Genomic DNA, 14,677 nt, shown 5'->3' with positions numbered 1-14,677 from the left:
ACGTTGAGGGTTAGCGAGCGCAGGTATACGGCTTATTAGTCACAATTATATCCACAATATCATTGATCATAAAACTATGTTTCACTCTTATGTAGCTTTCTTTAGATTTTCTTAATGAATCAGCTCTGAAAGGTTAATAATCCTCAAGTGGCAGTCGTATTTAAGATACAAAAACTTACCCACTGGGAATACACCTAAAATATTGCTCTGAAAAATCACACAACTCACTTAGCTCGAGATTTTTACTCAAAAATCAATCGAACCATTTTAGCTAAGTATTTCAACCGACAATTCTTTTAGGCGTTGGGGACGCCACTTGCGTACCAAATACCCAGATTTTTAAGATTACTCTCCCCCTTCAACTTCCATCGGATCCATAGCCTCAACATCTTCAGTCTCCGCTGCTCCTCTAGCCAGCATTTCTTCTCCAGCCCCCTCTGGCTCATCAATTAAGGGCGGTCCCATGGGTTTCCGTGTTCCATACCCAGCTTCTCTCGCTTCAAGCTGCTCCAAACTCAACCGCTCGGCTTCCACAGCACTTAATGCACGGATCGTCATATCTGTAGTTGGCTGTTCTGCTTGGCCAGCAGACCCAGTGCTTGCACTTTCAGTACCATCCGGATCCATTATTTGAATTTCTTCTGGCATTTTTTCACCTCAATCTTATCTAGGCATTATATTATTTACTATGGGGTAATGTCTTTAGTTTTTCGCTATTTGACATTATCCCACGATTAACCGCTAGGGGTATAACGGGGGTTGAGAAACCTCTTGAATAGAGTCTTACCTTTTCACGGGTTTAAATAGGAATTATGAATCGAACCGTTCTACTAAACTTACCCAAACTTACCCATACCGGAATTGCATGCTGCTCTGGCAGCTCAGTTCATGTTTCACGCATATACCACTGACGGCAGTCTGTAACTGATCTTCGAGAGCAGGCTTAAAATCGCTTGGAACTCAAGCTACTGATTTATTTAGTTTTACAGGTTGACCTCATACTCTATGTTGTTGTCAATGTACACACAGGTCGAATTACCACTACTCCCGATCAAACTTATTTTTTTTTACTTGAGTGAAAAAGCGGGATTCCCCAATCTCAGGTCACGCGGTTTCTGCTTCATCCATACTTGTCTACAAGGCAAAATCTTTTTCCAGCCTTATGGTCGCTCCACAATACACCACTAATCTGACATAGGTCGCCAACACGTCGCGCTCAACTTCACAGTTAATGGTCAGCTATCCTAAAGGGCTGCTCTGTAAAACTGATACAAAGCGTCACATAACGTGACAATATGATATTTACGCACATTACATCCAACGTCCCTTACTTCTACTGAGGCCGTCGGCGGCTACTCATCTACAGGCATTCACGGTAGAGCCGACCGCATTTCTTAAATTTATCCGACCCCTACCCCTAGTAACTGTCAGCCCCATCGACTGTGTTCATATTAGCAAATTGCTGATTGATTGGCATTAATCTTTACTTTTTTTTACATACTGAGGTTTTTTTGCGCCTTCTTAATTAGTGATGAATTTCTAGCTCTAGTACATAATGTCCCATGCGTAACTGTTGAGACCATAGTTCATATTCTAGGCGTAGATAATCTGGAATTGGTCTTCCCTGAACAAGTAAGTTACGGGTAAAGTTACGCAGTCGCAACTGATAATGTAAATTTAATGAATCGTCTTGAAGCCAATAACGACAGATGCCATAAACTCCTCTTTCCCAGACATGGCGGTAACAATATTTGCCATTTCCTTGCATAGTCATAATGACTCGAGACGGAGAAACTTCTAACCACAAAAGTCTTGGTTTGGGAACATTTGGCAATATGGGTAATTCATCTATAGATGATATTTCTGTGTCCCTAATGGTAGGTTCATGCAATAATATATGGAATTGGTCTCGGTCTTTGTGATAAAGAGTGGCTGCAGTTTCAACCATAGACCAAATTGGTAAGTCTGTTGATATTAATGATAGACTTACAGGTTTGCGTTGATAAGTTAGCATATATATTCTCTGGTTGTGATTGTTGATTGAATAGTTATTATTTTCTTGAGCAAGAAATAAGGTCTTAAGCCTCCCTTTTTAAGGGGATAAAAAAGGAAATTTCGGATTTTCTTGCCTCTGGTTTCAGCACTCGGTACTGTTAACGCAGTACCTCCGTTAGGAAGCTAACTGCAATGATACTGGTGGCTTAAATCAAAAACTTATTAACAGGAACGAAGTAATTTAACACGAGATTCTTCTTTTATTCTTTAATAGGTCAAACAAACCCTCTTTGTCTAATCCTCTATAAACAATTTACCAAGGCTGTTTCTTCAAAGGTATCTCCTACTGGGATTAATCTTCTATTTTTTATTACTTTTGTGACTGCCACATCTCTTGCAGTATTATCATCACAGTTTCTACATTTATGTTTTTATTCATCAGTTTTTCTTGCCTATAATACTGTTACAGTTAGGAAATTTTTGAGATGTATAATTATTGTCAAATTTTGCATAATATTTACCTCGTTTCTAGCAGACATAAGGTAATATTTTGTTGATAAACCGACTTATGCTACTGTCTAAAGAGTGTTTTCTGAGAATACCTTTAGAGCGGGAAATAAAGTTAATATTCTCAACAAAAGTATGACCAGAAAATCAGGTCTCAAGCCTCCCCTTTAAAGGAGATAAAAAGCGCTCGTTTAGCTAGCGCACAACTACGTTAACTAAACGCTATATCAAATCGACCAAGAGAAAGAAAATTCACTATTTTCTTACTTCCTACTTCCGTAGGAGGTACTGTTAACTGTTGATATTAGCGTTAGCGTTTCGGCTGTCGCCGACATGAAAAGCGAGAGCTACCGTAGCAAGAGGCAGCTCCTCTGCAAGAGGCAGCTCCTCCGGAGGAGGTAAGAGGCTAACTGAAATGACAAAATAAGGTGTAAAAAAGGCCAGATACCATTCATTATCAATTGTCAAAGAAGACATTAAAGTTATCGTAAGCATTGAGCTATTAGCGGTCAGTTCTGGTGCTTTTTCTACGAATTTTATGCGAGGCTGCAAGAATTATGAAATTCATTAATTTATCCGTCTTTAATATACGGTAATTATTCTGTCAATCTAATTCACCTGCAGCTTCATTTCAATTTGGTATTAAGGAGAAGCAATGCTTATGCTATTAAATTTTATTGATACTTTTAATTATCGCTCAATCTCTCAATACTAATTTCTCTGATCGAGACAGTGATTTAATAACTAACGGCTGATAAAGCAGTTCCTCTGTAAGAGACTACCTGAGGGTTGAATGCTTATAAGTTATCAACATAGTAGTTACAGAAAAAAGACTATAGACAATTATTTTATTCTGAACTTCTGACTCCTTAATTTTATCAAGATATTGGCTCTTGCCATAAATCCTGAATTTTTATACATTTTTATCGTACCACATAATAGATACTTAGGCACAAGAGATAGTTATTTACAAAACATGAGTAAATGTATTGAGTTTAGTTGCATTTTTTTTTGCTTTTGTTTCAATTTTTTAACTAAATAGAGCTTGGAATCAAGTCTTATACTACTAAATCTGGTTTATAGGGTATCTTTTTATCCAGATGAAGAAATAGGGTGTAAGATGCCTAGGGAGATAACTTAACCTTAAATTATAGTATCAAATATCTTGAGAAACCGGATTTGGTATCAACTGTTGCCTCTTACCTATCCTCACCACAAAACTTTTTAGGGTTCGCTAAAAAGTTTTGCTGAAAGCAGAAAAAATAGACTGATTTAGTGTATAATATCTTCTAATTTAATTATGGTTCTTTTCTGACTCGACATGAATGGGCAGCTTGACTTTAGTCTTCTTTTCCAAAGCAAAGCTGCAATAGATAAAGATATTTTTTAGGATTTAATTCCCTGCTGCGGTTATGGAATAGATGAGTGTAAGAAATAAGTATTTTAAGTTCTTTCTCAAAAGTTACCAGTTGGAGAAAAATATTCACTACCTTTCTCGCAAATTAGTAGTTATTTAGTGGATTAGTTAAGTTTAAATTGCCTACTGTACTAACTCGCCACAATCTATATAATATTATCGCTGTGCAAAGTTATAGTTGATTTTATGGTAGCTGCTGTTGTTAGTACAAAAATTACAAATAGTCAGGAAACTTTAATAATTCAAAGACCAAAATCAGGTCTATGTCTCAAAGGTAATATTTCAATTCCTGGAGATAAATCAATTTCTCATCGCGCTCTGATGCTAGGAGCGATCGCTCAAGGGCAAACTAATATTCAAGGTTTACTCCTAGGAGAAGATCCCCGCAGCACTGCTAGATGTTTTTCTCTTCTTGGTGCTAATATTTCTCAGCTTAATACGGACTTAGTAGAAGTCCATGGCGTGGGGGTAGGTAATCTTACAGAACCATCTCGTGTTTTGGACTGTGGTAATTCTGGTACTACGATGCGACTAATGTTGGGTATTTTGGCATCCCATCCCGAACATTTCTTTACTGTTACAGGAGATAGCTCCTTAGTCCAACGTCCAATGTCCCGTGTTATTCAGCCACTCACACAAATGGGGGGTCAAATTTGGGGTAGAAAAGGGAACAGCTTGGCACCTCTAGCAATTCAGGGACAAAAGTTACGACCAATCCATTATCATTCTCCCATTGCTTCAGCCCAGGTGAAATCTTGTATTTTGTTTGCTGGTTTAATGACAGAAGGTAAAACTACGGTAACTGAACCTGCTCTGTCACGAGACCATAGTGAAAGAATGTTAAAAGCTTTTGGAGCGGAAATTCAAGTTGACCCAGAAACAAATAGTGTGACGGTAACAGGTCCAGCTAAACTTAAAGGCCAAGATGTCGTTGTGCCTGGTGATATTAGCTCCGCAGCTTTTTGGTTAGTCGCAGCAGCTATTGTACCTGGGTCAGAATTAGTAATTGAAAATGTTGGTGTTAATCCTACCCGTACAGGTATCTTGGAAGTCTTGGAAATAATGGAGGCAAATATTATACAGGAAAATCAGCGAGTTGTGGCAGGAGAACCTGTAGCAGATTTACGGGTACGTTACAGTCCATTGAAAGCTTGCGAAATTTCTGGTTCTATAATTCCCAGATTAATTGATGAAATTCCTATTCTGGCGGTAGCTGCTATGTTTGCTGAAGGGACAACTGTGATTCGGGATGCTGCTGAGTTGCGGGTCAAAGAGAGCGATCGCCTAGCAGTTATGGCCACCCAGCTCCAAAAACTGGGGGCCAGAGTTACTGAGCTACCTGATGGTTTGGAAATTACTGGTGGTATTTCCATAACTGGTACAGATGTTGAAAGTGATGGGGATCATCGAATAGCTATGAGTTTGGCGATCGCTGCATTGAATGCTACTGGGATTACTAACATTCATCAGGCTGAAGCTGCCAGTATTTCTTACCCAAACTTTGCTAAGACTCTACAACAAATCTGTACTTAAGAATTTAGAATTCTGAATTCTGAATCCTGAATTGGTAAATTTACCTTTAATTCTAAATTCTACATTTTAAATTCTCAATTCAAAATCCTCGTGATGGCTAAGTGCTGCCCGCGGACTGCTTCTTTAAAATAATAGAAGTGAAATATTGCCAAAATTTTAGGCATTTGTTAATTTTTGATAATTAACAAATGCCTATGTGTTGAACCCCGCTCAACTATGCCTAACTATCAGATGGCTTATCACCTAGTAGTTGATCTTTCCAAGCTTGAAGTTCTGCTGATAACTCCTGGCGATTAGAAGCACGAAGTAGATACCGATATACAAACCAGCCTGAATAGATAATACCAATTAACTCAAAAGTTGGAGCTAGTAGTGGAATATCATTTAATGATTCAACTACTGCCAACATTACTTTCAGGGTAATAATGACTGCCAGAATTAGACCGAGAGTAACAATTGGCTTTTGATATTGTCCAAAAAAGCCAGTAATAATTGCTGGCAGTTCTGATAATATCTCCAAAACTTGGTTCTTAATATCTTGAAACTGATCGGATGTTTCTTGTGAATTTGGTACTTTAGCTAGAGAACCCGCTTCTGTAGGGTTTACTCCTACTTGCTGTTTAGTATCTTGCTTCTGTTCCATGAGAATGCTCCTTTACTTAAGTTAATAAATTAGTTATGACAAAGATTGAAGTTGTCTAGGTCAATAGTCCAGAATTTTACAGGACATACCCACTTTACCTCTCAAGTTATCTTCAAACATAAGCCTAAGCCAGGAAAACCTGACATTGCAAGAATGATGATAATATACAGACTAGGCATATATAGTTATTAATAACTAATTTCCACAAATCTTAAATAATCCCTTCAACTCGAATATTCACAATTTATTTAAAATTGAAATAATTATCAATATTTTCCTGAATTTTTGTGGTAAAATGTCTTATTAAAGTTTCAGGCCACAATCTGAATTAACATAGCAATCCTATTTAAGTTGTAATATTTTGGTGATAGTTAGGAATAAGAATTTCAAAAGTTTAAAACAAACTATCAAATTTATTATAGTTAGCATTCTCAGCTTAACCTTAAGCTTAACTTTGTGTCATAAAACTTCAGGACAAATCCCCCTATGGGTCGGTGGAAGTGATAGCCAAAATCCTCAAGTTACATCTAACCCTTGGGACTTAAATCAAGCCTTTCGTTGTGGTAAATTTTGGTGTAGTCAAGTTTATTTCATTGACGGTGACGTAAAGCAAGGATTAAGAGGAGAGTTAACTTTAGCTGCAGCTCAAAACATCAATAGATCGAATGTGGAAATTGTCCAACAATTAGAGCAGCGATCGCAATTAGTTGTAAGAATATTTAAACAAATTATTAACTCTATTATCAATCAGCAAACAGAGTCAGAAGTTCCATATAGACCAGATTGGGAATTTTGGCTACCTACAACAGAAAAAACCTTGCATCCTTTGACTCCTAAAGTAGAAGTCGGTACTGAAAATCAACAGACTGTTATCTATTTACCAGACCAACCTGAATTAGGCATAACTGCACAAACAATTGTCACCGTCACTCGTCTGGATGGTCAGGCAAATGGAAAAAAATTTGAAGAATTAGCTCAGATTTGGCGTAACAACATTCGTAGCTCTTTCAGTTATGTCCTCTGGGGACATGAATTATATTTACAGCATCCTGGGTGGCGAGCAAAAATCTCTGTTGCAATTATTTTGCTAATATTAGCATTTATTTGGTTGAGTCATTTAATTCGCAATTTCCTGATACAACACAACAATCAATTGCGACGACAACTTAGCCAACTAACCGAAAGTATAGCGATTAAAACTGAGGCAAATACTGTCATTGAGCCTGAAGTTAACAGTATAGAAGAGAATATAAGTAACACAGAAGAACCCTCAGAGACAATAAAACCAGAAAAGGAGATAGTTAGGCAAGATAATGTTTCAGTTCAACCTTCTATGGAAATTGCTCCACTCCCGTCGTCACAGAAAAATATATTCAATTTTATTCGGCGTTTAGCTAGAAAAACTAAGGTACTAGCTTTTGAAACTTCTATTTCTCAGGCAAAGTTTTTTTTGCAACTTCAAAATCTGATTCAACAAAGACAAAATCTCTATCAATTGTTTCTGAGACTGATGTTGATTTTTCAATTCTTGTTCCTATCTCTGGGGCTAATTGGAATTTTTTTTACATTTCGCCAAACTCGCTTTCTTTCCATCTATCTTTTCGACCAAATGGTGATTTTAATTAATTTGTGGTTAGGGTTGAGCTTGATCGATAAACTGGGAGGTATTATTATTGATTTTATCCTCAATCGTTGGGCAACTGAAGGACAACTTCTGTATCCGACATCTAATCGCTATACTCTCAGAGTTGATACTTATTCTAAGACGCTCAAGAAAGCCATTAGCTTTTTTACAATTTTCTTTGGTATTTACTTGAGTCTCTTCTTACTAGGAGTTAATCTGGCAGTATTAGCTAGTGCAGGTTTTTTTGCTGTTGCTGTAGCTTTTCTTTCCCGCAGTATACTTGAAGACCTGCTCAATGGAATCTTGATTTTATCCACTGACCGTTATGCTATTGGGGATGTCATTGATGTTGGTGGAGGAATGTCAGGGTTTGTAGAGGATATTAATTTATTTATTACTTCTCTACGCAATTTAGACGGACAATTAATTGCTATTCCTAATCGTGGGATCGACTCTGTGATTAATATGACTAAAAACTGGTCAAGGGTTAATTTTATGATTAAAATTGCTTGGAATGAAGATGTCGATCGAGCTATTGAAGTGATGACTCAAGTAGCAAATCAATTGCACAGTGAAGAACAGTGGAGAGAACATTTCCTTGCACCCGTGGAAGTGTTAGGTGTTGATGAGCTATCCCATGAAGGAATTTTGATTCATTTGTTGATAAAAACTCCACCAGCCAAACATTGGCCACTAGGTCGAGAATTTCGTCGGCGAGTGAAAAAAGCTTTTGATGAAGCAGGAATTTCCTTGGGTATTCCCTATCATCACATTTCTGTTGTTGAGCCTTCCCAAGCAGATAATAATAATCAACTATTCGTCAATTTTCAGTCAAAAAAAGACTCTAAGTTATAGTTTTTTTTTACCCAGAGATTAATATCAAATCCGGTAGCATTGGTGTAATTAGATAAGGAGTCAGAAGTTGCGGAGGGAAGAGAATTTAGAAATATTTGGCAATAACTGAAGATGGAAATTTTTTTTATACGGAATTAACCAGATTTGATTTAATAATATGAAATACGTTAATTTTGGCTACCAAAGATTGATGGGGAGATTGGGAGATTGGGAGATTCTTCAACAATTAATAATTAATAATTAATAATTAATAATTACCTCTTCTTATAACGGATAGGATTGACATTCAAGGATTTTTTTTTCTTCTCTTGGTTGATTGGAGGCCAGCGTTTGCTAGCGCAAAGCTTCACTAACGCGTAGCGTCCCGGAGGGAACGGAGACCTCCCCATCCCATCCTAAGGTCATGCTCCGCAAACAACCGCTCTCTTGGTCGATTGGAGGCCAGCGAGGAAACCTCGCCATCCCTCAACCGCTTTTTTCTCCATGAATGGAGAGGCTTTATACCTTAAGAGTTCGGTAAGTAGCACAGTTTTTTGTATTTCATATAATTTAATACTGCAAGTATCTTGCTCAAAACAATCGGCAAAGGTGTCAACTGAAACAGAAAGGAATATAATAGAATTGATTCTTGTTTCCGGAGATTGACTTGAAATGATATCGGAAAAAAGGCATTGTTGAATTAAGGTATGAAAGTAAGTTTATAGGTAATAGGGAACAGGGAAAAGGTATGGAGGGAACAGTGGGGTTGCTGAAACACGGTATGAAATTAAACTAATTGTAAATTTTCAGCCAAAACAATAGTGCAAATTATACCTATTTCTTCTTATTTAGTTACCGAAAAACTCCTTTTTAACTCCTGACTCCGCACCTCCTGACTCCTGAGGACTGACTCCTGAAGACTGTGAAATTATACATTTATTCAGCAACGCTGGAAAAAAAATTATATCTACATCAAATATACCAGTAAATATTTAATCCCAATCAAATCCCCAAAATTTTAGCAAAAATCAACGAGAATATTTTGAATTTATAGCTCCAGATTATAGTCAGATTATTACTGAAGATGATACCCCGGTGGATAATTTAATTACTGAGAAATAACAACGACTTTTAACTACTACTTTATACAGTTATTTCGTAAGCATTCAGCTATTAGCATTCAGATGAGTGAAAAAATCAAGCAACTACTTCACCAGACTGCTAATGACCTCTTTCTTTATAAATTTTAATTCTCTTTGAAGACTAATTTATCCTTCGGTGTAATAATGAGTTAATAACTAATAGCTGTTAACGAAGTTCCTCCGCAGGAGGCTAGCTGTTTCGCTTTCCTACGGAATGCTAACGCAAACGCGACATGAAAAGCGCAGCTCCTCTAAAAGAGGCTGGCTGACGGCTGAATGCTTACGTTATTTCACAACCGGTTCACCATTTTTAGCTACTGGTAATGTCGGAATTTTTGACGGTGAAAAAATACCTCCACTCGTACCGGATATTTGGCTCAGTTTGCGAGTACAAATACCGAAAGATTGGAGTGAGAAAAGGAATCATTCTTATTTTGTTTGGAATTTTGGTAAACCTCCAGAAGTAGCGATTGAAATTGTTTCTCATAAAATTGGGAATGAATTAGGAAGTAAGTTGGAAGATTCTGCAGTGGTTGGGGTTGGCTACTATGTGGTTTTTGACCAACTAAAACAGCTTTTGGAAACTATTTTACGAGTTTATGAATTACCGAATAATTAAGGTTTAAAGCCTCTCACTCGCCGTGGAGAAACAAGAAAAAATTTTCATGATTAGTCAATCCTCTCCTTTTCAAGAAGAGGTAATAATTAATTATTAATTATTAATTATTAATTATTAATTGTTGAAGAGGTAATCGTTATCTAGAATTAGATAGTTTATTTTTACCACAAGTGGGATTAGGTTTAACTATTTAGCATGGTGTTTTTGAAGGCAAAAAATATGATTGGTTGCGTTGGTGCGATAAGTTGGGAAATATTTTATTGACAGGAGATGAACATGCTGAAAATGAACACATACGAGCAGAGCAAGAAAAACAATGTGCTGATAGACTAGCAGAAATTATCAGGGAAAGAGGTATTAACCCTGATGAACTTTTGTAGTTATTAATAAAGTAGGCGATCGTCTAGTAATAGTATGTTAGTTTCCTTTCTTTGTAGGGAAGTTGTATGAAACATTCCTACCAGAATATTTTTTTATAAAATCATGTCCGTTTAATTAGTTATAAAAAACTTTCTTCTCTTTTTCCTTATTCTTCCCTCCTGACTCCTGAATCCTGACTCCTTCATGCTTATTCATAAGTATTCAACCGGACATCATATAACTGATTATCAGAACATGATATAAATCATAATTATATTATTTATTGTCGGAGCTTGTCTCAGTTTCAATTAACTTCAAAAATTCTGCAATTTGTTGAGTTGATTTGAGGTGATAGACACATTTACTGTTTTGAGTTTGCTCAACATAATCTCGATACTTTGGGGTCAGATATTTATGACATAACCAGAGATTACGGTAGCTATTCATAGAACTTTTTAATAGTGGACTACGTTCCGGCCACCCATCGGGAGGAACAAAAAAACCCGTTAAAAACCGTTTTGTCACCCACCAACAGTGAAGGGGTAAAGGTAGGTCGATGTAAATTAGGGTATCTGCTTCGTTTAACCTAGACCACAGGGTTTCCATGGAACCAAATCCGTCAATCACCCATTTGTCACTAGCTAAGATTTCGTCGTGAGTACTTTTATATTCACTATCTGGAACTTCTGTACCTCCTGAGCGATATTTAATTTTGTCTAATACCAATTACCAAAAGTAATGCTATACTTCAGCTATACTTCAATAGTCAAATATTTACCAAGATTCAAAGTCTGTTTTTGACAATTATTAGTCGGTTAGTGTAGATTATTCCTACTTTTACCTCTCCCCCCACCTCCCACACTCCCCACACTTCCCCACCCAATAAGGTATAGCAAGATTTTTGAGAAATGGTATAAGACATAGAGGGGGAGATTAGTTATTGCTGCTAATTTCTTGCTCAGGGTTGACTTACCACCACCTGCATTACCAAATACGGCTACTTTTTTCATAAAAATGCTGACAATAAAAAACTAGAATTTTGTAGGTTGGGTTGACTAAGGAAACCCAAAAATAGGTATTATAAACACTAAAGTTTAACAAATTTATCTTAACCAGAGAATATTATAATTATTGTTGTGCGAAAGCTTGAGATATAAATATAAGGTAATTATCAACCAGAAAGCCTATACTAGCAATGCTACGGAATCTCGCGCTGTCTTGTGAGAGCAGCATTGGGAGGATGTCAATCCTCTATATTAAAATTCACCTTGACTTCATAATCTTATGTTATACATAGTAGATAAACTAATTTATAAAAATATGAAATAAAAAAAATATTAATTATGAAACAAATTAATCGCCGAAAATTTTTAATCCTCAGTTCTAGTAGTGCGATAGCTAGTTTAATGGCTCAATGTAGCATAGTCAATACTCAAGAGAAAAAACAAAATTTTTCATCCTATCCTCAAATTAATCAGAGCCAAGATGGAATTTTAGAACTTGATTTAACAGCTAATTTTAATCAAATAAATCTGGGAAATAAACAAGCTTCTCTACTGAATTATAACGGACAAATTCCGGGACCAAGACTAGAAGCAAAACCAGGAGATACTATTAGGATTAATTTCACTAACAATTTACCCCAACCTACAAATCTTCATTATCACGGTTTGCACATTCCCATTACTGGAAACGCCGATAACGTATTTCTTCATATTCCACCTGGCGATCGCTTCACATATCAATTCCAAATTCCAGAAAATCATCCTGCTGGAATGTTCTGGTATCATCCACATCTGCATGGTTTAGTAGCAGAACAATTATTTGGGGGGTTAGCGGGATTATTTATTGTTCGGGGAGAGTTGGATGAAATTCCCGAAGTGAAAGCTGCTTCAGAACAATTTTTAGTGTTGCAAGATTTTGCCCTAGACGAACAAGGAAATATGCTCCCATCCCAGGAACTCTCAATAATGACTGGAAGAGAAGGAAATTTGATTACTGCTAACGGTAAGTTTAACCCTAATTTTGCCATTCCTGCTCAAGGTTTATTACGACTACGAATTTTAAATGCTTCAACTTCCCGGTTTTATCATTTGTCTCTAGAAGAACACTCATTTTATCTCATCGCTACTGATGGAGGTGCATTAGCTGAACCTGTAGAAATGTCAGAACTGTTACTGACTCCTGGAGAACGTGCAGATGTATTAATCCAAGCTAACCGAGAACCAGGAAAATATCGCTTGTTGAATTTGCCTTACGAACGAGTGGGTATGGGTATGATGGGTAGAGGGATGATGGGGAAAAATATTCCTGAAAGTCAACCGCAAGTTTTAGCAACAGTGAGTTATGAAACAAAGGTTACTGCTGTACCGTTGCCAACAAAACTAATCCCAGTTCCAGCATTGCCAAAACCTGAAAAAGTACGTCGTTTTCAGATGAATCATGGCATGATACCCGATCAAGGAATGGCATTTTTATTTAATGGTGAGTCATATCAATCAAAAAGAATTGATACTCAAGTTCAGCTAAATACGGTTGAAGACTGGGAATTAATTAATACAGGGATGATCCATCATCCCTTTCATGTTCATGCTAATGCTTTTCAAGTTTTGAGTCGGAATGGTAAACCAGAACCCTATCGTGCCTGGAAAGATGTGGTGTTGGTTAGACCAGGGGAAACAGTTTTAATTCGGATTCCATTACGAGATTTTGCTGGAAAGACTGTTTATCATTGTCATATTCTTGACCACGAAGATTTGGGAATGATGGGAAATTTAGAAATTAAGGCTTGACTTTCCACTCGACTGGAGAGTTTATGATTAACAATATAGATTATTTGAGGTAATAGTTATGAAAAAATTTTTCTCTAATTGGATGCAGTCTCTAATTGCTGGTGTTGCAGTTGCTGGAGTTTTAGGCACCGCATATTGGTTTTTTGTCAGTTTGCCAGAAAATCCTACCTTGAGTACAACAACTAATACCGTGGCAAATTCTGCTTCAACTACAACATACTTAGCACCACAAGAACTTAATATCGCTGTCTACCGTACTCCTACTTGCGGATGTTGCAAGGGTTGGGTGGAACATATCAAGCAAAATGGCTTTCAAGTAACTGATATTGTTAAACCTGAGTCAGAAATTCAAACTATTCGCCAGAAATATAATTTGCCTTCAGATTTGACATCTTGCCACACAAGTGAAATTGCGGGTTATCTTGTAGAAGGTCACATTCCGGTGGCAGATGTTAAACGTTTAATTGCCCAGAAACCAGATATTGCTGGAATTAGTGTTCCTGGAATGCCTATTGGTACTCCGGGGATGGAAATAGGCGATCGCAAACAATCTTTTGATGTGTTTGCCTTTGAAAAAGATGGTCAGACTAGAGTTTTTAATTTTTATAAATTCTAGAATACACAGCAGTTTTCATTCCGGTAGACCACAGTAGGGACGTTCCATGGAACGTCCCTACTGGGTTTTGCTTGTGAGGTGAGGTCATCAATCTGAAAAGCGCTGTAAGTCATAACTCAGAAGTCAGAATTAATCCCTGACTGAGTTTGAGCATTTATAAATGTCCAGGCTCTATTTGCATAGTCTTAGTTTCAATTAACTGCAAAAAATCTGCAATCTGTTCAGTTGATTTGAGGTGATAGACACACTTACTGTTTTGAGTTTGCTCAACATAATCTCGATACTTTGGGGTCAGATATTTATGACATAACCAGAGATTACGGTAGCTATTCATAGAACTTTTTAATAGTGGACTACGTTCTGGCCACCCATCGGGAGGGACAAAAAAACTTGTTAAAAACCGTTTTGTCACCCACCAACAGTGAAGGGGTAAAGGTAGGTCGATGTAAATTAGGGTATCTGCTTCGTTTAACCTAGACCACAGGGTTTCCATGGAACCAAATCCGTCAATCACCCATTTGTCACTAGCTAAGATTTCGTCGTGAGTACTTTTATATTCACTATCTGGAACTTCTGTACCTCCTGAGCGATATTT

General features: G+C 37.1%; 12 protein-coding genes. 6 read left to right on the top strand and 6 right to left on the bottom strand.

The window, feature by feature from the left end; all coding sequences use genetic code 11:
• Positions 1–345 precede the first annotated feature (345 nt).
• Both F6K22_RS05195 and F6K22_RS05190 read right to left on the bottom strand, forming a co-directional pair.
• On the bottom strand, positions 346–648 hold the full coding sequence (locus tag F6K22_RS05195) for a hypothetical protein (RefSeq protein WP_293094158.1): 303 nt from the start codon (positions 646–648) through the stop codon (positions 346–348).
• A gap of 877 nt (positions 649–1,525) precedes the next feature.
• Positions 1,526–2,014, bottom strand: a complete 489-nt coding sequence (locus F6K22_RS05190) for a hypothetical protein (protein WP_293094154.1) — start codon at positions 2,012–2,014, stop codon at positions 1,526–1,528.
• 2,091 nt (positions 2,015–4,105) lie between these two features.
• On the opposite strand from F6K22_RS05190, the gene aroA reads away from it, so the two are divergent.
• Positions 4,106–5,452: a 3-phosphoshikimate 1-carboxyvinyltransferase gene (gene aroA / locus F6K22_RS05185; RefSeq protein WP_293094151.1), complete on the top strand. Its 1,347-nt coding sequence runs from the start codon at positions 4,106–4,108 to the stop codon at positions 5,450–5,452.
• 220 nt (positions 5,453–5,672) lie between these two features.
• Here aroA and F6K22_RS05180 read toward each other — a convergent pair whose 3' ends face one another.
• Positions 5,673–6,095 carry a CAAD domain-containing protein gene (locus tag F6K22_RS05180; RefSeq protein ID WP_293094148.1) on the bottom strand — a complete coding sequence of 141 codons (423 nt, stop codon included), beginning with the start codon at positions 6,093–6,095 and terminating at the stop codon, positions 5,673–5,675.
• Between the two features lie 454 nt (positions 6,096–6,549).
• On the opposite strand from F6K22_RS05180, the gene F6K22_RS05175 reads away from it, so the two are divergent.
• The 3 genes from F6K22_RS05175 (at position 6,550) to F6K22_RS05165 (ending at position 10,694) form a co-directional block, all read left to right on the top strand.
• Positions 6,550–8,574 (top strand): mechanosensitive ion channel family protein, encoded by a 2,025-nt coding sequence (locus tag F6K22_RS05175; RefSeq protein ID WP_293094146.1) that lies wholly within the window; start codon positions 6,550–6,552, stop codon positions 8,572–8,574.
• Positions 8,575–9,909: 1,335 nt separating this feature from the next.
• Positions 9,910–10,314 carry a Uma2 family endonuclease gene (locus tag F6K22_RS05170; RefSeq protein WP_293094144.1) on the top strand — a complete coding sequence of 135 codons (405 nt, stop codon included), beginning with the start codon at positions 9,910–9,912 and terminating at the stop codon, positions 10,312–10,314.
• 227 nt (positions 10,315–10,541) lie between these two features.
• A complete protein-coding gene (locus tag F6K22_RS05165; protein WP_293094142.1) occupies positions 10,542–10,694 on the top strand; it encodes a hypothetical protein in 153 nt (50 codons plus the stop codon).
• A 256-nt stretch (positions 10,695–10,950) separates the two neighbouring features.
• Here F6K22_RS05165 and F6K22_RS05160 read toward each other — a convergent pair whose 3' ends face one another.
• A complete protein-coding gene (locus F6K22_RS05160) occupies positions 10,951–11,400 on the bottom strand; it encodes a P-loop NTPase family protein (RefSeq protein WP_293094139.1) in 450 nt (149 codons plus the stop codon).
• Positions 11,401–11,458: 58 nt separating this feature from the next.
• Positions 11,459–11,596 (bottom strand): hypothetical protein, encoded by a 138-nt coding sequence (locus tag F6K22_RS05155; protein ID WP_293094136.1) that lies wholly within the window; start codon positions 11,594–11,596, stop codon positions 11,459–11,461.
• A 421-nt stretch (positions 11,597–12,017) separates the two neighbouring features.
• Here F6K22_RS05155 and F6K22_RS05150 point away from each other — a divergent pair, with 421 nt between their 5' ends.
• Positions 12,018–13,466 (top strand): multicopper oxidase family protein, encoded by a 1,449-nt coding sequence (locus F6K22_RS05150; protein ID WP_293094133.1) that lies wholly within the window; start codon positions 12,018–12,020, stop codon positions 13,464–13,466.
• A 58-nt stretch (positions 13,467–13,524) separates the two neighbouring features.
• Entirely contained in the window at positions 13,525–14,082 is a 558-nt protein-coding gene (locus F6K22_RS05145) for a DUF411 domain-containing protein (RefSeq protein WP_293094131.1), read from the top strand.
• 154 nt (positions 14,083–14,236) lie between these two features.
• On the opposite strand, the gene F6K22_RS05140 is transcribed toward F6K22_RS05145, so the two are convergent.
• Positions 14,237–14,677, bottom strand: a 441-nt coding sequence (locus tag F6K22_RS05140; protein WP_293094128.1) for a P-loop NTPase family protein, incomplete at its 5' end; no start/stop codon positions are given.

It is taken from the genome of Okeania sp. SIO2F4, assembly GCF_010672385.1.
GTDB lineage: Bacteria > Cyanobacteriota > Cyanobacteriia > Cyanobacteriales > Microcoleaceae > Trichodesmium.
The sequence above is the reverse complement of the archived record's forward strand: the minus strand, read 5'-3'. Positions and strand labels throughout refer to the sequence as shown.

Coding starts and splice junctions, on each gene's coding strand:
- F6K22_RS05145 (WP_293094131.1), top strand. CDS start 13,525: ATGAAAAAATTTTTCTCTAATTGGATGCAGTCTCTAATTGCTGGTGTT.
- F6K22_RS05155 (WP_293094136.1), bottom strand. CDS start 11,596: ATGTCTTATACCATTTCTCAAAAATCTTGCTATACCTTATTGGGTGGG.
- F6K22_RS05170 (WP_293094144.1), top strand. CDS start 9,910: ATGCTAACGCAAACGCGACATGAAAAGCGCAGCTCCTCTAAAAGAGGC.
- F6K22_RS05180 (WP_293094148.1), bottom strand. CDS start 6,095: ATGGAACAGAAGCAAGATACTAAACAGCAAGTAGGAGTAAACCCTACA.
- F6K22_RS05150 (WP_293094133.1), top strand. CDS start 12,018: ATGAAACAAATTAATCGCCGAAAATTTTTAATCCTCAGTTCTAGTAGT.
- aroA (WP_293094151.1), top strand. CDS start 4,106: ATGGTAGCTGCTGTTGTTAGTACAAAAATTACAAATAGTCAGGAAACT.
- F6K22_RS05195 (WP_293094158.1), bottom strand. CDS start 648: ATGCCAGAAGAAATTCAAATAATGGATCCGGATGGTACTGAAAGTGCA.
- F6K22_RS05190 (WP_293094154.1), bottom strand. CDS start 2,014: ATGCTAACTTATCAACGCAAACCTGTAAGTCTATCATTAATATCAACA.